Here is a 15,714-nt window from a genome sequence, read left to right as displayed (position 1 = left end):
CGCGCCCAGCCGCGCCTGTCGGCCCCGGTACAGCCCCGGGTAGAGTCCCCGGGTTGCTCCCCGGCACGGGGGGCGGCGACGGATCAGCGGAGGTCCTTGCGTGAGCTGATGCCCATCTTGGCGAAGACGTTGCCCAGGTGACACTCGACGGTTCGGGGGCTGATGAACAGCTGGCCGCCGATCTCCTGGTTAGTGCATCCCCTCCGGGCCAGCTTGGCGATCTGCGCCCCCTGGGCGGTGAGATCGGCGAGGATGTCGACCGTGCGCTTGCGAATGGTCTGCCCGGTTGCCAGCAACTCTCGGCGGGCTCGGTCCACGAACCCTTCCATACCCACCGCAGTCAGCATCTCGTAGGCGACGCGAAGCTGGTCGCGCGCATCGGTACGGCGCTGCTCGCGCCCTAGCCATTCGCCGTAGACCAGATGCGCGCGGGCCAGATCCACACGCATGCGGGTGCGGCCGAGCCGCTCGATCGCCTCACGGTACAGACGATCAGCGGTCTCGCCGTCGCTCACCAATGCCCGGGAACGCGCCTCGACCCCGAGCGCCCAATCGGTGCCGGTTCGTCAGCCTGTTTTTCCGGCCAGGCCCAGGGTCCGTTCCACAGCGATGCACCAGCCGGCGACGCCGCGTGCCCGTTGGTCAGCGCTCATGTACGGTTCCCAGCCGTGCGTGATGGTGTAGTTCCCACGCAGATCGTCGAGCCCGGACCAGAACCCGGTCGCGAGCCCTGCGGCGTAGGCGGCGCCCGTGGCGGTGATCTCGGCCGCGGCCGGGGCGACCACGTGGGTGCCGAGCAGGTCTGCCTGAAACTGCATCAGCAGCTCGTTCTTGGTCATGCCTCCGTCGACCCGGAGTTCGCCGAGCTGCGTCAGGCCGGTGTCGGCGAGCATCGCTTCAACCAGGTCGTAGGTTTGGTACGCCGTAGCTTCCAGCGCCGCCCGTGCGATGTGTCCTTTGTTGGCGAACCGCGTCAGGCCTACCATCACCCCGCGCGCATCGTCGTGCCAGTACGGCGCGAACAGGCCGGAGAACGCGGGGACGAAGACCACGCCGCCCGAGTTCTCGACGGAGCGCGCGAGGGACTCGACCTCGGAAGCGTCGGTGATGATTCCGAGGTTCTCGCTGAGCCACTGGACGAGCGCGCCGGCCATCGAGACCGAGCCCTCGAGCGCGTAGACCGCGTCGGCGTCACCCAGCTTCCAGGCGACTGTCGTGATCAAGCCGTGCTTGGACATCGCCGGCTCCGTCCCGAGGTTGACGAGCAGGAAGGCCCCGGTGCCGTAGGTGCATTTCATGTCACCGTGGTCGAAACATGTGTGACCCAGCAACGAGGCCTGCTGGTCGCCGAGTACGCCGGCAACGGGGACGCCGGCCAGCTCGCCCTTCGCGGTGCCGTAGACCTCGCTCGAGGAGCGGATCTCGGGGAGCAGGGCACACGGGATGTCCATGATGGCCAGCAGTTCCTGATCCCACTCGATCGTGCGCAGGTTCATCAGCAGCGTTCGGCTGGCGTTGCTCGGCTCGGTCACATGTACGCCGCCGTCGGGACCGCCGGTGAGGTTCCACAGCAGCCAGGTGTCGGGTGTGCCGAACAACAGGTCGCCCCGGCCGGCCGCCTCCCGTCTGGCCGGGTCCTGGTCGAGCAGCCAGCGGAGTTTGAGAGCCGAGGAATAGGTCGAGATCGGCAGGCCGGTGCGCTGCTGGAACCGATGGATCCCTTCGTCGGCCGCCAGCGCGTCGGCGGCGGCCGCCGTCCGGGTGTCCTGCCAGGTGATCGAGTTCGCTACCAGGCGTCCCGTCCGGCGGTCCCACAGTACGACGGACTCGCGCTCGTTCGTGATCCCGATCCCGGCGATATCCGCCGGCTGGGCATCTGCCGCGGCGAGCGCCTCATGGATGCACTCCTGGGTTCGCTGCCAGACCTCGGCCATGTCGAGCTCGACCAGGCCCGGTCCGGGGTAGTGCATGGTCTGTGCCCTTTGCGCGGTCGCGACGGCAGTGCCATCCTCGCCGAACAGCAAGCACCGCGTGCTGGTGGTGCCGTGGTCGATGGCGGCGACGAACCTGCCCGCCATCGCTCACACCTCCCGCTCGGCGAGAGGCGGTTCGAACGGATCCGGGGCCGCCCCCTTCGGTGCTTGCGATTCGAGCTCGCGCTTCATCGCCTGGAGGCCTCGCAGCGCATCGCCGTCGAGCGTTGGGTACTGCGGATCGAGCTCGATCAGTGCGTTGGTAATCACCGCTGCGGCGGCAATGCGGGCGAACCACTTGCGGTCCGCGGGGATCACATGCCAGGGAGCCCACTCGGTGCTCGTGTGGCTCAGCATCTGCGAGAACGCCTCCTGGTAGTCGTCCCAGGATTTGCGTTCCTGCACGTCGTGCGTCGAGAACTTCCAGTTGTGCTCTGGCAGGTCGATGCGCCTCAGGAAGCGGACGCGTTGCTCCTCCTTCGAGAGGTTGAGGAACAGCTTCACGATCCGGAAGCCGTTCTCGACGAGGTACCGCTCCCAGTTGTTGATCGCTTCGTACCTGTGCTTCCAGACGTGGTCCTCGCATGTCTCGAGCGGCAGCTTCTGGCGGACGAGGTTCTCCGGGTGCACCCGGACGACGAGCACCTCCTCGTAGTGGGAGCGGTTGAAGATGCCGATCTCGCCCCTGGACGGCAGGCGCTCCTGGTACCGGCGCAGGAAGTCGTGGTTCAGGTCGCCCGCCGAAGGAACCTTGAAGCTCTCGACTCTCACGCCCTGGGGATTCACGCCGCTCATCACGTGGCGGATCGTCCCGTCCTTGCCGGCCGCATCCAACGCCTGCAGGACGACGACAACCCCGATGGTGTCCTGCGCCGCAAGCCGGGCCTGGTAGTCCGAAAGCAGCGCGATCCCCTCGTGCAGCAGCTCGGCGCCGTCTTTCTTCTTCTCGACCCCCGCCTTGAACGCGGGATCGAAGTCATCGGACAGTGTCACGTGCGAGCCCGGGGTCACCCGGAACGGCTCGATGAACCGGGCGATTCGCTTCGCCGATGGGGCATCGGTAGGCATGGCTGAACCTTCTCTCATAACGACTTCTTCGCCGCCCGCATCTCGCGCAGGCTCCCCACGATGCCGTGCAGCGGGACCGTGCTGGCTTCTGCCGACACCGCGATCGCATCGTTGTCGACGCCAAGATCCCAGCGCAGGTCGTTGAAGACCTTGTCGACCAGGTCAGTGTCCGAGCGCATCGGAGCTCCTTCGTCGGTGCAGTCTGTCCACTCGATCCTCCTGCTGCCGACTCGCGGCGGAATCCGCGTCACCGCTGATCCGTTGCGGAAAACACGAACGGTTCCTTGCCGTCTTCGGCCACACTGCTCAAGATTCGTAGCGGGACTCCCAGTCGAGATCTGGTTGGTCCACATCCGGAAGACAACGCAGCGATTGTTGGGTCGAGGCTCCTGGGCCTTCGTGCTTTCTGGTACTGCGAAGACAAACCGTCGACCCAATGCTCGTATTCGTCATCGAGCTGGCGCAGCGCTCCCGGGCGGTGCTCGCGTAACACAGCGTCGACTCGCTGGCGGCCGCCCGGCCGAAGAGCTTTCCGTTCGTCGATGCGAGCACTCGGCTACAGCGCCAAGGTCGCCTTTCCTGCACGCCGACAAGGCCGCCGCCCCATGGGCCCGCTACGCCGGTCGGCCGATTGCCGGCCATTGACCGGAGCAGCCGCGGCCACGGCCGATGAGAGGATGCTGACCATGTCGTCGATCAACCTCAATGTCCTGGACTGGGCCAACGCCGACGCGGCCGACCGCGAGCGGGTGCTGACTCGCAATGGCACTCAACAGGGTCTGACACGCGTGACTGACCTCAACCGCTCCATCGCCGAACTCGTTGAACACGTGCGCCATGACGGCGACGCTGCCCTCGTCGCTGCGCTTCGCAAGTTCGACGGTGTCGAGGCGGCTCCCGACACGCTTCGGGTCGGCGAGGATGAGTTCGCGCAGGCGCGTGCAAAGCTGAGCGACGAGCTGATCGAGGCCATTCGGGTGAGCATCGCGCGCTCGCGCGCATTCAACGAGGCGATCGTGGAGCGGGCGTCCTGGTCGATGCCGGGGCCCGATGGCACGAGCGTCGGCGAGGTCGCGCGACCGATCGAGTCGGCGGGGCTTTTCGTGCCCTCAGGAAAGGGCTCCTACCCCTCGGTCCTCATCCAGATCGGTACGCCTGCCGTCGTCGCCGGCGTGTCCCGGATCGTGGTCGTGGTCCCGCCCAACCCGACCCCTGGCGGCACCCAGGTCGACGCTGCCACCCTCGTTGTCGCCGAGGAACTCGGCCTCGACGAGGTCTACTGCCTCAACGGGCCGTCCGGAGTGGCCGCCCTCGCGATTGGCACCGAGACTGTCCCCGCGGTCGGCAAGATCGTGGGTCCCGGCAGCCCCGCGGTGACCATCGCCCAGCAGCTCGTGCAGTCCATGGGCGTCCAGGTCGCACCCGGCCTGGGCCCGACTGACTCCCTGATCGTCGCGGACAGCACCGCCGACCCCGTCACCCTGGCTGCGGACTTCCTCAACGAGGCCGAGCACGGCGCGGACTCCTCGGCCGTGTTGGTCTCGACCGACCGCGGTCTGCTTGAGCGAGTCGCCAAAGAACTCGAGTCGCAGTGGCGCGGCCTCCCTGAACCGCGCCGTGGCTACGCCAAAAGTTCGATCTGCGACAACGGCGGCCTGATACTGGCCGCGAGCGACGAACAGGCGCTGGAGATTGCGAACGCTTACGCCTCGGAGCACGTCCAACTCGCTGTTGCAGACCCGGAAAGCTGGCTGGCCGGCGTCCGGCACGCGGGGACCGTCCTGATGGGGCAATGGACGCCCTTCTCGGCGTCGAACTTCTCGATCGGCACACCAGCCACGCTGCCGACGACAGGCTTCGCGAAGAGCGTCAGCGGCGTCACTGCCCACACCTACCTCACGACGATCGCGACCGCAGCCCTCAGCGAGAGTGACTTCTGGACCATCGCGCCATCGATCGAGGCGCTCGCCACGCACGAGGGATTCCCGGCCCACCTTGCGTCAGTGACGACGCGGCGCAAACTCCACGATGGTCCGGCACCCACACCGTGAGCACCCGCGCTCAGGCGTCGGCCTACCCAGCACACTCACCGGCCGGTATCAGGCCCAGGGCGAGCAAATACGACTGATCTTGATACGCAGGATGTGTGGCATCGGTTGGAGCCTGGATCAGGCAGCGGACTTGCGGCCTCTCCCACAGCTCTCCGGCCGCCCTGCACAACGGTGCGGCCTGCGACGCCAACACCGAGATGCATCAGTCGATCAAACCCGGGGAATCAATTCTATTGGCTGGCCCGGTCAGGATCGCTGAACGAGACTTGCGCGATGGTGACAACCCCTCGCCCGATCATCGACTCAGTGGTGCGGTCAGTCTGCGGCCGCGGCGTCGAGCGCCTCGTTCCCCTCACCGGTGGCGGGATGAATGAGACCTACCGCGCCGAGTTTGCCGGCGATGTCGCTGTGGTCGTCCGGATCGCGCGTCAGCCTACGCCCTGGTTCATCGACGAGGCGCACCTTATGGAGCAGGCGCGTGCCGTAGGCGTGCCGACAGCGCAGGTGCTCGGCCTCGAGCACCTGGATCACAACGGCGAGCTGCTTTCCTTCTCGATCCAGCAGTTCCTGCCGGGCCGTTCGCTCCAGCAGGTCATCGGCGAACTGCCTGCCTCTGATCTCGAGCGGTTGGTCATGGACGCCGGTGAGATATTGGCACGGGTGCACAGCGTGGTCCCGGACGACGATCGAGGCATCCGGCACGAGCTGCGGTTGCCCGAAGAGCGCGAAGTCACCCGAGTCGCACGCGTCGTCAGGGAGACACTCGGCCCGGCGGCAGCCGCGGTCGTCGAGCGTGGTGCTGACTTCCTGCGCCAAGAGGTGGCGACCCGTCCGGCGCCCCCGTTCTCGCTCGCCCACGGCGATTTCTGCCCCAAGAACCTCCTGATTCACGAAGGGACGGTCGTCGGCGTCATCGACTGGGAGTTCGCTGGCCCTGCTTCGCCGGCATACGACCTAGCCCAATGGGAGGTGGATGCCGGCGACCCCTTGCATGACCGATTGGACCTGGTGCGCCGCGGGTACGCGCGGGTCGCTGATCCCGAGTCGGCCGATGCCGGGTTGACGCCAGCCTTCGCCATCGACTGGACACTCGAAAAGCTCGGTTGGAAGAACCCTGCTTCGCCGGCGCAGTTCCGGCGCTGCGTGGACGTGATTGCCCGCTATACGGCCTCTTGACCAACTCAAGCACCATTCGCCAACCTCCTGGTGAGCTGTTCACTGCCAACCGGTCCGTCGTGGTCTGCATCAAGGACGGAGGTCTGCGCGACGGCCCAGAAGCAAGGTCGCGCGTCGCAGAGCGGCAGCGAATACCCGCGAGCCCGTTCGATTCAGTAGCGAGTGGCAGCGCCTACTCGTTGGTGGAGCCTGCGGCGAGACCTGAGATGAGGAAACGCTGCGACGCGGCGAACACCAGCAGGGCCGGCAGGGCTGCTGCCACGGAGGCGGCCATCAGCTGATTCCAGTCGGTCCCGTAGACGCCCATGAACTTGTACAGACCGAGGCTGATCGGCTTCTTGCTCTCGTCGGTGAGCAACGTCAGCGAGAAGAGCAGATCGCCCCAACCGGACAGGAAGTTGAACGCGGCCACGGTCGCTATGCCGGGCAGTGACAGCGGCAGGATGACCCGCACCAACGTGCTGATCCGGCCACACCCGTCGACGGCTGCGGCATTCTCAAGATCCTTCGGCAGCGTCATGAAGTATGGGCGCAGCATCAGGATGGCGAAGGGCAACGTCTTGGTGGTGATCGCGACGACCACCGACATCCGCGAGTCGATCAGGTGCAGCCGCGAGAACATCACGAACAGCGGAATCGCCAGCATGATCGAGGGAAATGTCTGCAGCACGAGCAGCCCGAACAAGGTGATTGTCTTGCCCCGCAGTTCCAGCCGTGCCAGGGCGTAAGCCGCGGATGCACCCAGCGCCACGGTCAGCACCGTAGTACAGATGCCATAGAAGGCACTGTTGACGAGGTAGTGCAGCAGCTCCGGCTGGTGCAGCAGCGCAACGTACGCGCTGGCATCGATATGGACGGGCAGCAGCGAGGGGGTGTTCTGAAGATCGGCCGGCGCACGCAAGGACGTGACGATCAGCCAGTAGATCGGGAAGGCGATGATGCCGGTGACGAACAGGCCGAGGCCGGTGACGAAGAACCGGCGGCTCACCGGGTGAGCTGTCACGGGATTACCTCTCGCTCCTGCGGAGCAACCGCAGATAGAGGGCGGACACCAGGGCGAGCAGGCACAGCATCAAGACGGTGACGGCGCTGGCCTGGCCGACCTTGAAGAATTGGAAGACGCGCTGGTAGGCGTAGTACGGCACGACCGTGGTCGCGTCGCCCGGACCGCCGCCGGTCACGATCAGGATGATCTCGAAGACATTCATCGTGTAGATCACGCCCAGGGTGGCGACGATCAGGCTCGGGCCGCGCATCAGCGGGAGGGTGACGTAGCGCAGGCACTGCCAGCGTCCGGCACCGTCGATCCGGGCGGCCTCGTAGATCACCGGGGAGATCGCCTGCAGACCGGCGAGCAGCATTGCCATGTCAAACGGAATCCCGAGCCAGATGTTCGTGAGGATGATCGCCCCTAAAGCCGACCTCGGTTCCTCCAGCCAGGCGACGGCGAGGGAGGGATGGACAGCGGCGAGCACCGTGTTGACGACACCCTCGCCGCTCTGGAACATCCACTTGAAGATGGTGCCGACCACGACCAGCGGCAGCACCCAGCCGATCATGACGATCGCCCGCATCGCGCCCCGGCCGGGGAACCGCTCGTTGAACAGCAGCGCGAGGGCGAACCCGATGCCGAACTGAAACACGACGCTGGCGACAGTGAAGATGACCGACACAGTCACCGAGTGCACGAACTGCGGGTCGGCCAGCACCTCGCGATAGTTGCCCAGGCCAACGAACGGGAGCCGGCCACTGAGCAGGCCGGCCACCGTGACGTTGCGGAAGCTGTAGACCACGGTCACCGCGATCGGATAGATCGCGAACACGAGCAGAAAGACCACCGCCGGCGCCAGGAACAGATAGCCACCGGCCGACGGACTCCGGTGCCGGCGCCTGCCGGCCGGACCTCTGCCCGTCAGCCGCTGATGTGCGCTGGGCTCGGAGGACTGCCGCGGCGGGTCTGCCTCTACCACCAGGTGTGAGGAGGCGCTCATCTCAGCCCTTGCTCAGCAGCGGCTTGATCTTGGCCGCGGCCGCCGCCAACGCGGCCTGCGGTGTCGCCTGTCCGGAGATCGCGCCCTGGTAGGCCTGCATAAGGGCGTCGGCCATCTGCGGGTAGTTCGCACCGTAGACGCGGGCCTTCGCGACGGACTCCTGCTTGATGAACATGCTCAGCGGATGCTTGCCGAAGGCGGCGTCGGACGCGACGTCCTTGCGGGAGGGCAACTGGCCCTGGGCCACCAGGTCCGGCACGAGCTGGGACGGCTGGTTGACGAACTCGATCAGCTTCCATGCGGAGTCGGCGTTGGTGCTGGAGGCCGTCACCGACCAGTTCTCACCACCCAGGTTCGATGCGTTGGCCGCCGGTCCGGCCGGAAGCAGGGCGACGTCCCACTTGGCCTTCATGTTCTTCTTCAGCCAGGCGGCGTCCCAGGTGCCCTGGAAGCAGATCGCCGACCGGCCGTTGGCCAGCTGAGTCAAGCCGTCGCGAAGATCCCAGCTCAGGCATTCCTTCGACAGGTAGCCCTTCTGCACCAGTCCGACCAGGTACGTCAGTGCCCGCAGCCCCTCCGGGCTGTCGAGCGTGGCCAGGTCGGCGCCCGACTGCCAGAGCAGGGACTCGAAGACGAAGACGGCGTTCTCACTCTTCGACATCGCGGTGGAGAAACCTTTGACACCGCCCTTGGTCAGAGCACCCGCCGCCGCCTCCAGTTCCTCCCAGGTGGTCGGCGGCGCGACCCCCGCCGCCCGGAGCATGTCGACGTTGTAGTACATGATCAGGCAGTTGCTCTCGTTCGGAACACCGTAGATCTTGCCCTTCCAGGTCGCCGAGGCCCGCGGTCCCGGATAGAACTGATCCCATTTGCCCCACTTCTCGACGTTGTCGCTCAGATCGGCCAGCACACCCTGGTCGGCCATCGCGGAGTTCCACGGGTTGTCGATCAGGATCACGTCGGGCAGTTTCCCGGCCGCGGCGCCCTGAAGGATCTTGCCGAGGAAGTCGTCGTACTTGACGAAGGTCCGCTCGATCTTGACGCCGCTGCTCGCGGTGAAGTCGCTCAGCCGCTTCAGGTACGTCGGCTCCGGCTCCTGGTAGTAATCCCAGAGCGTTAGCGTGTTGTTGTCCGCGGCCTGGCCGGCACTGCCACCGCAGGCTGTCGCCAGCAGAGTCGTACCGAGGGCCAGGCCGCCCGCGAGGATGGTGCGCCGACTGGGTCGGGCGACCGTGGTGTCGAACATCTGCACTCCTGTCGTCTGATGCGGTTCGTGGGGGCTGTCAGCCCTCAAAGGTCGGGATGTCGACGGCCTCGCCGCCGCGTACTGCGGATTCGTGAGCGGCGAGGCCTGCCGCTGTCCACCGAGCGGCGGTGAGGTCGTCGATCACGGGCGTCCGGCCCTCGACGACGCTGCGGACGAACTCGTGGACGAGATGCGGGTGCGAGCCGCCGTGCCCGCCACCCTGCAGAACCGACAGGTGCTCGTCCTCGGCCAGCACGCCCTGGCGGGTGAACCGGGCGATCTCGGCCGGCAGCAGGTCCGCACGATCCGGCGGGTCGAGCCGGGTCACCTTGATCGGTCGTCCCCGCGAGGTCCCGTCAGCCGCCATCTCGAACAGCAGCGGCTGCTCCTCCTCCAACTGCGGCCACTCGAAGCCGAGCCGGTCGCCGTACAGGGCGAACGCCTCGGTGTAGGGCCGAGCCATCTCGAACATCGATCGTGTCACCTCGACGGCGACGTCCGAGCCCTCGAGTTGGAAGATCGCCGTCTCGACCGGATACGGGTTGCCGTACGTCTCCTCGAGGTGCTGTGGCAGCCGGCCGGAACCGAAGCAATGCACCTTGGTCGGCCACGTGCCGAGCAAGGCCAGGACCGGGGAGATCGCGTGCGTGATGTGCTGCAACGGCGGGAAGCCCGACCAGTACGACGGCCAGCCGTGCATGTCTTGTAGATGCGCCCCACGGGCGAAGGCGATCCGCCCGAAGTCCCCGCGGCGGAGGCGGTCCTGGACGTAAAGGAAGTCCCGCGTGTAGACGGCGGTCTCCATCATCATGTAGACGCGGTCGACGGCGCGCCGGGTCGCGATGATCTTGTGCAGGTCCTCGTAGGTCAGCGCCATCGGGATCGTGCACGCGCAGTGTTTCCCGGCCTCCAGAACCGCGAGGCTGTGAGCGGCGTGATCGGTCACCGGCGTGACCAGATGCACCGCGTCGATGCTCTCGTCGGCGAGCACCTCCTCCAGGCAGGAGTACCGGCGGGCGACCCCGAACCGGTCTCCTATCGTCCTCAGCAGGTCACCGTCCAGGTCCGAGATGACCACCTCCGCGACATCGGGGTGGGCCTGGTAGATCGGCACGAACTCGGCCCCGAACTCCAGCCCCACGAGTGCCACGGTCAGGTTTCCGGATCTGCTCGCCGCTGCATCCACGTACGTCGCACCTTTCTGAGGAATTGGGTTTCCGATTCGGAAACTTCCGGCAATCTAGACCGCTTCTGCGGAAACGGTCAAGGGTGGCGGCCCACAATCGCCAGCGGCTGCGAGCCGGCGTAGGAGAACAGGGGGCGAGGATGGGGTGATCACCTCGGCGGGAGAGGTATCCTCGGCTGACGTAGTGTTCAGCGGAACCGGGAGAACCCCTTGCCTGATCGGACCCACTCGGCGAACGAGGCGGAAACTGTTTCCGCAATGTCGGAACGGCGCGCCACGCTCGTCGACGTCGCGCAGCGCGCCGGTGTGTCCCGCGGCACCGCCTCCAAGGCCCTCAACGGAGCCGGTCAACTGCGGGCGTCCACGCGGCAGCGGGTGATAGCGGCGGCGGAGGAGCTCGGCTTCGAGGCAAGTCCGGCGGCCAGAAGCTTGCTGAGCGGCCGGAGTTATACGGTCGGGTTGCTCACCAGCGACAGCCTCGGCCGGTTCTCCATCCCGGTACTGCTCGGCGCCGAGGACCTGTTGGCGACCGGCGAAATGGCGATCCTGCTGTGCGACGCGCGGGCTGACCGGATCCGCGAGCAGCACTACATCCGCACGCTGCTGGCACGTCAGGTGGACGGGTTCATCGTCACGGGCCACCGCAGCGACGCGCGCCCGTCGCTGACCGCCTCACTACCGGTTCCGGTGGTGTACGCGTACACGCCGTCGGACAACCCCAACGACCTGTCGGTGGTCCCAGACGACCTGCAGGGCGGCGTGCTGGCCGGACACCATCTCACCTCCATCGGACGTCGGCGGATCGCGTACGTCGGCGGGCCACAGCGGTACCACGCCAGCCACCTTCGGCTGCAGGGAATGACCACGGCGCTCGAACAGGCCGGGATCCAGCCGCACGGGGAACCGTTGTTCGGCGAGTGGCGTGAGTCCTGGGGCCGGCAGGCCGCGCAGATCCTGCTCAAGAGCGTCCCCGACCTGGATGCCGTCTTCTGCGCCAGCGACCACCTAGCCCGCGGGGTCTGCGACGTACTGCGCGAAGCCGGTGTCTCGATCCCCGACGACGTGGCGGTCGTCGGGTTCGACAACTACAGCGAGATGGTGATGGCGGCCCGGCCACCGCTTACCACGATCGACATGAACCTGCGCAAGGTCGGCGAGATCGCGGCCGGCCACCTCCTCGACGCGATCGCCGGCCGACCCCGCAGCGGCCTCGAGACCGTCCCGTGCGAACTGGTCATCAGAGAATCCACCGTCAAGGACTGATCCTCCGAGCTGTCGCGTGGAAGCTGGTTTGCTCACCGCAGAAGGCGGATTCTCGACTTCGGGTCGGGCTCGCTCAACTCGCTGAGGTCAGCAGCCGCAGGTGCCGCCGATGCGGAGGTGTGGCTGCAGTACCTGGTGGCGAGCGGGGCTGCCGTTGTTCCTGATCCGTTCCAGCAGTTCTTGGACGGCCACCCGAGCGATGTCCGGCACGCCCTGCTCGACGCTGGACAAGGGCGGCCGGGTGAACGCACCGGCCCTGGTGCCGTCGAAGGCCACCAGGGCGACGTCGTCCGGTATCGCTCGGCCGAGTTCATCACACGCTCGCATCGCGCCGATCGCCTGCGCGTCGCTGGCGATGAACACCGAGTCGAAGGTATCCGGGCTCTGGAGAAGCTTCTTCATCGCCGCGTAGCCCGCCTCACGGGAGAACGTCGTGTGCACCAAGGGCGGCAGGTCCGTGATTCCGGAGCCTTCGAGCGCCTGGCGCCAGCCGACGACGCGCGCTTCGACCGCGTCGAGCTCACGGGGCCCGGCGATGCAGGCCGGCGCCCGGCGGCCGTGCGTCAGCAGGTGCTCCACCGCCTCCAGTGCGGCTCGCTGGTTGTCGATGGTGACCGTCGAGAACCCGGAGTTGTGCGGGGCGCGGTCCAGCAACACCACCGGAATCCGCGCCTCCGTAATGAGCTCGACATCGGGAGAGGACGCGGCGGAGATGAGCAGCAGACCGTCGACCTGCCGGTCCACGAACGAGCGCAGGTAGCTCCGCTCGCGGGCGATGTCGTTGTTGGCGGTGCCGATCAGAAGCATGTAGTCGCGGAGGAATGCCTCGTTCTCCACCGCCTGCGCAAGCTCGGCGAAATGCGGGTTCACGTGGTCCGGGATCAGCATCGCGATCGAGTGCGTGCGGTTCTCGCGCAGAGCGCGTGCGATCCGGTTGGGGCGATATCCCAGCTCCTCGACGGCCTGCAGCACGCGCTGACGGGCAGCCGCGGACACCGGCCGCGGACCGGAGTTCAGCACATAACTCACCAACGCCGGTGACACGCCGGCTCGCCTCGCGACGTCCGCCCTCGTGACAGCCATCTCAACCCCTCCCTGTGATGGGCCCCGTCGCCGGGTCGATCACGGCTGAGCGCCGCGGTGCTGGACAGCTCGGCTACCAGCGTCTACCCCGGCCCGGCAGGCCTGCACCAGATCGTCGGTCCGGTCGAGGAAGGCCGTCAATGCGCCGACGAACGCGTCGCCGGCTCCGGTGGTGTCGACGACCTCGGCGACGGGGGCAGGGACCGAGGTCGCTGTGGAGCCACGGGCACACCAAGCTCCGTCGGCTCCGACGGTGATAACGACCGACTGGCAGAGCTGAGCAAGCCCGAGGGCCAGTTCGCCGAGGTCGTCGGTGTCCAGTTCCAGTTCGGTCGCCAAGGCCGCGGCTTCGACCTCGTTGACGACCAGAGGATCACACTGCTTCAGGACGGACAGGTCAGTACCGCGGTACGGCGCGAGGTTGAGGACGAACCGGGCTCCCGAAGCGCGGGCGTGATCGGCGGCGGCAATGACGACTGCCGGACTCACCTCGCACTGCGTCAGCACGGTGGTGACATCGGGGATCGCCTGCAGGGACGTGCCTACCTGATCCGCTGTGAGCGCGAGATTCGCGCCCGAAGCCACCACGATGTTGTTCTCGCCGTGAGAATCGACGGTCACGACCGCGGTACCGGTGGGCGAACCGGTCAGCTGGTGCAGCTGAGTGGTGTCGACTCCGTGGGTTCGCAGTGTCTCGAGGACCGCCGCACCGGCCGAGTCGTCCCCGACAGCGGCCACCAGGTGGCAGATCCCCTGGGCTGCGATAACGGCGAGGGCCTGGTTGGCTCCCTTGCCGCCCGTGGTCACCGCCACTTCTTCTGCCAGGACGGTCTCACCCGGTCTTGGAAGACTGTCCACCCTCAGGTGCAGATCGCGGTTGACGGAGCCGACGATCGCGATGGCGGCCAACTACTTTTCTCCCGACGTTGCGATGGAACGAGCGAAGAACCGTTGCAGGAACAGCAGCAGCAAGGCCGGGACCACGCTGATCAGCAACGTGCCGCCGAACATCTGACCGAAGTTCACCTGCGTGTCCGTGTAGGTGCGGGCGATCGCGATCGGCGCGACCTGCCGCCGTTCGTCGGAGACCATCAGCAACGGCCACAGGTAGGACGACCACTGCGCCAGGAATATCAGCAGAGCCGAGTTGATCAACGTGGTGACGTTCAGCGGGACGTAGATCCGGGTCATGATGCGCAGATCCGAAGCGCCGTCGATGAACGCCGCTTCTCGGAGTGAGGACGGCACGCCGCGGAACGACTGCCGCAGGTTGAAGATCGCCAGGCCGTTGCCGATGCCCGGCAGGATCAGTCCCAGATAGCTGTTGTTGAGGTGCCAGTCCGTGAAGAACTGGGCCAACGGGATCGCGATCGCCTCGAAGGGGATCATGAAGCCGACCACGAGGATGGTGAACACGGCCTCCCTGCCGGGGAACTTCAGCACGCTGACGGCGTACGCGGCCGGGACGGAGATGACCAGTCCCAGCACGACCGAGGCGAACGCGACCAACAGCGAATTCGCCATGCTCCGCCCGAAGCGCAGCTCGCCGAACAGCGCGACGTAGTTATCGAGCGTCCAGGTGGTCGGGAAGAGCGTGTGCCAACCGAGCGGGCTGACGCTCTCGATCACCTGGTTGCCCGGGCGCAGAGAGCCGAGCAGCATCCAGAGGCCGGGCAGGATGAACAAGATCGCAACGATGGCCGCAAGCGCGGTGAGGAGCACTTTCAGCAGCCGCCTCTGCGGGTGCCGCACCCGACGGGCCGCGGCGGGGCTTGCACTGACGGAGCGGCTCTTGACTGTTGCCATGGTCATCGGTCAGTCCTCGTCCTTCAGCAGCCGGAACTGGATGGCGACGATCACCAGCATGATGAGCGTGAGGATGAGCGTGGACGTCGCCCCGAGGTTCGGTTGCGAGTAGCTGTAGGTCCGCCGGTACGCGTCGAACATCAGCAACGTCGTCGACTCCTGGGGACCGCCGTTGGTGAGCAGCTGGACGGGGATGAACAGGACGAAGTTGGCGACCGTGTCGGCCACCAGGACGAACAGCAGCGGCCGCTTCATCAGCGGCAGCGTGATGTGCCAGAACGTCCGCCAGTTGTTCGCCCCGTCGATGCCGGCCGCTTCGTACAGTTCGGTGTTGACGTCATTCAGGCCCCCGATCAGGAAGAGCATCCAGTAGCCGATGCCGACCCACGAGGCGACCAGCATGATGCTGGCAAGTGCCTGGTGCGGCGAGGTGAAGAACGGCTGCGGTCCGAACCCGAGGGCCTGCAGGAGGCCGTTGATCGGACCGTCACCGCGCAGCGCGATGCCCCACGCGATCGACGAACCGACCAACGGGATCGTGCACGGGATGAAGACCGCCGTCCGCCACAGTCCTCGCAACGGGATGACGCGTGTCATCAGCACCGCGACACACATCGCGAGGGCGATCTGGACCGGGTTGAGGATCAGGTTGAAGACGACGGTTCGGACGAGCGTCCCGCGGAAGAGAGGGTCGCTGAACAGCGTTACGTAGTTGTCCATGCCGGCGAACCTCTGCTCGGCCAGAAGCCCGACGCCGACCCTCTTGTAGAGGGTCGACCACGCCGCGCCGGCGAACGGCACGATCCGCAGCAGGCCGATGGCCAGCAGAGCCGGAGCGAGAAACAAGACTGCCGTGACCACCTGTTTGCGC

At 66.6% G+C, this 15,714-nt stretch carries 15 protein-coding genes; 3 read left to right on the top strand and 12 right to left on the bottom strand.

The genetic code is table 11. The features are described 5' to 3' along the window. Window positions 1-83: 83 nt before the first annotated feature. Genes ABD210_RS05165 through ABD210_RS05150 form a run of 4 tightly spaced genes read right to left on the bottom strand, consistent with a single transcriptional unit; the run spans window position 84 to window position 3,220 of the window. Window positions 84-515 (bottom strand): helix-turn-helix transcriptional regulator, encoded by a 432-nt coding sequence (locus tag ABD210_RS05165; protein ID WP_344109337.1) that lies wholly within the window; start codon window positions 513-515, stop codon window positions 84-86. A 51-nt stretch (window positions 516-566) separates the two neighbouring features. Beyond that, the gene (gene glpK / locus ABD210_RS05160; protein WP_344109335.1) at window positions 567-2,078 is read right to left on the bottom strand and encodes a glycerol kinase GlpK; all 1,512 of its coding nucleotides are present in this window, start codon (window positions 2,076-2,078) and stop codon (window positions 567-569) included. Between the two features lie 3 nt (window positions 2,079-2,081). Continuing rightward, window positions 2,082-3,041 carry a polyphosphate kinase 2 family protein gene (locus tag ABD210_RS05155; RefSeq protein ID WP_344109333.1) on the bottom strand — a complete coding sequence of 320 codons (960 nt, stop codon included), beginning with the start codon at window positions 3,039-3,041 and terminating at the stop codon, window positions 2,082-2,084. Between the two features lie 14 nt (window positions 3,042-3,055). Beyond that, window positions 3,056-3,220, bottom strand: coding sequence for a BON domain-containing protein (locus tag ABD210_RS05150; RefSeq protein WP_344109330.1), 165 nt, complete (start codon window positions 3,218-3,220; stop codon window positions 3,056-3,058). A gap of 507 nt (window positions 3,221-3,727) precedes the next feature. On the opposite strand from ABD210_RS05150, the gene hisD reads away from it, so the two are divergent. Continuing rightward, window positions 3,728-5,092 (top strand): histidinol dehydrogenase, encoded by a 1,365-nt coding sequence (gene hisD, locus ABD210_RS05145; RefSeq protein WP_344109328.1) that lies wholly within the window; start codon window positions 3,728-3,730, stop codon window positions 5,090-5,092. 273 nt (window positions 5,093-5,365) lie between these two features. Further along, entirely contained in the window at window positions 5,366-6,268 is a 903-nt protein-coding gene (locus ABD210_RS05140) for a phosphotransferase family protein (protein ID WP_344109901.1), read from the top strand. Between the two features lie 172 nt (window positions 6,269-6,440). Here the strand turns inward: ABD210_RS05140 and ABD210_RS05135 are convergent, their stop codons facing one another. Genes ABD210_RS05135 through ABD210_RS05120 form a run of 4 tightly spaced genes read right to left on the bottom strand, consistent with a single transcriptional unit; the run spans window position 6,441 to window position 10,691 of the window. Continuing rightward, window positions 6,441-7,271, bottom strand: coding sequence for a carbohydrate ABC transporter permease (locus ABD210_RS05135; protein ID WP_344109326.1), 831 nt, complete (start codon window positions 7,269-7,271; stop codon window positions 6,441-6,443). Window positions 7,272-7,275: 4 nt separating this feature from the next. Continuing rightward, window positions 7,276-8,259 carry a carbohydrate ABC transporter permease gene (locus ABD210_RS05130; protein ID WP_344109324.1) on the bottom strand — a complete coding sequence of 328 codons (984 nt, stop codon included), beginning with the start codon at window positions 8,257-8,259 and terminating at the stop codon, window positions 7,276-7,278. Between the two features lies 1 nt (window position 8,260). After that, window positions 8,261-9,505 carry an ABC transporter substrate-binding protein gene (locus ABD210_RS05125; protein WP_344109322.1) on the bottom strand — a complete coding sequence of 415 codons (1,245 nt, stop codon included), beginning with the start codon at window positions 9,503-9,505 and terminating at the stop codon, window positions 8,261-8,263. 37 nt (window positions 9,506-9,542) lie between these two features. After that, window positions 9,543-10,691: a Gfo/Idh/MocA family protein gene (locus ABD210_RS05120; RefSeq protein WP_344109320.1), complete on the bottom strand. Its 1,149-nt coding sequence runs from the start codon at window positions 10,689-10,691 to the stop codon at window positions 9,543-9,545. 258 nt (window positions 10,692-10,949) lie between these two features. Here ABD210_RS05120 and ABD210_RS05115 point away from each other — a divergent pair, with 258 nt between their 5' ends. After that, window positions 10,950-11,954: a LacI family DNA-binding transcriptional regulator gene (locus ABD210_RS05115; RefSeq protein ID WP_344109317.1), complete on the top strand. Its 1,005-nt coding sequence runs from the start codon at window positions 10,950-10,952 to the stop codon at window positions 11,952-11,954. Window positions 11,955-12,041: 87 nt separating this feature from the next. On the opposite strand, the gene ABD210_RS05110 is transcribed toward ABD210_RS05115, so the two are convergent. Genes ABD210_RS05110 through ABD210_RS05095 form a run of 4 tightly spaced genes read right to left on the bottom strand, consistent with a single transcriptional unit; the run spans window position 12,042 to window position 15,704 of the window. Then, window positions 12,042-13,037 carry a LacI family DNA-binding transcriptional regulator gene (locus ABD210_RS05110; protein WP_344109315.1) on the bottom strand — a complete coding sequence of 332 codons (996 nt, stop codon included), beginning with the start codon at window positions 13,035-13,037 and terminating at the stop codon, window positions 12,042-12,044. 39 nt (window positions 13,038-13,076) lie between these two features. Beyond that, window positions 13,077-13,946: a ribokinase gene (locus tag ABD210_RS05105; RefSeq protein WP_344109313.1), complete on the bottom strand. Its 870-nt coding sequence runs from the start codon at window positions 13,944-13,946 to the stop codon at window positions 13,077-13,079. Continuing rightward, window positions 13,947-14,849, bottom strand: a complete 903-nt coding sequence (locus ABD210_RS05100) for a carbohydrate ABC transporter permease (RefSeq protein WP_344109311.1) — start codon at window positions 14,847-14,849, stop codon at window positions 13,947-13,949. It abuts the gene before it with no gap. A 3-nt stretch (window positions 14,850-14,852) separates the two neighbouring features. Further along, window positions 14,853-15,704: a carbohydrate ABC transporter permease gene (locus ABD210_RS05095; protein WP_344109309.1), complete on the bottom strand. Its 852-nt coding sequence runs from the start codon at window positions 15,702-15,704 to the stop codon at window positions 14,853-14,855. Window positions 15,705-15,714 lie beyond the last annotated feature (10 nt).

This window comes from Kribbella alba (assembly GCF_039529635.1).
GTDB classification, from domain to species: domain Bacteria; phylum Actinomycetota; class Actinomycetes; order Propionibacteriales; family Kribbellaceae; genus Kribbella; species Kribbella alba.
This window is presented reverse-complemented; position numbering and strand designations above follow the sequence as displayed.

Excerpts from the sequence above, each read along its gene's own strand:
- glpK (WP_344109335.1), bottom strand. The coding sequence starts at position 2,078 with ATGGCGGGCAGGTTCGTCGCCGCCATCGACCACGGCACCACCAGCACG.
- ABD210_RS05155 (WP_344109333.1), bottom strand. The coding sequence starts at position 3,041 with ATGCCTACCGATGCCCCATCGGCGAAGCGAATCGCCCGGTTCATCGAG.
- ABD210_RS05150 (WP_344109330.1), bottom strand. The coding sequence starts at position 3,220 with ATGCGCTCGGACACTGACCTGGTCGACAAGGTCTTCAACGACCTGCGC.
- hisD (WP_344109328.1), top strand. The coding sequence starts at position 3,728 with ATGTCGTCGATCAACCTCAATGTCCTGGACTGGGCCAACGCCGACGCG.
- ABD210_RS05140 (WP_344109901.1), top strand. The coding sequence starts at position 5,366 with ATGGTGACAACCCCTCGCCCGATCATCGACTCAGTGGTGCGGTCAGTC.
- ABD210_RS05130 (WP_344109324.1), bottom strand. The coding sequence starts at position 8,259 with ATGAGCGCCTCCTCACACCTGGTGGTAGAGGCAGACCCGCCGCGGCAG.
- ABD210_RS05125 (WP_344109322.1), bottom strand. The coding sequence starts at position 9,505 with ATGTTCGACACCACGGTCGCCCGACCCAGTCGGCGCACCATCCTCGCG.
- ABD210_RS05115 (WP_344109317.1), top strand. The coding sequence starts at position 10,950 with ATGTCGGAACGGCGCGCCACGCTCGTCGACGTCGCGCAGCGCGCCGGT.
- ABD210_RS05110 (WP_344109315.1), bottom strand. The coding sequence starts at position 13,037 with ATGGCTGTCACGAGGGCGGACGTCGCGAGGCGAGCCGGCGTGTCACCG.
- ABD210_RS05100 (WP_344109311.1), bottom strand. The coding sequence starts at position 14,849 with ATGACCATGGCAACAGTCAAGAGCCGCTCCGTCAGTGCAAGCCCCGCC.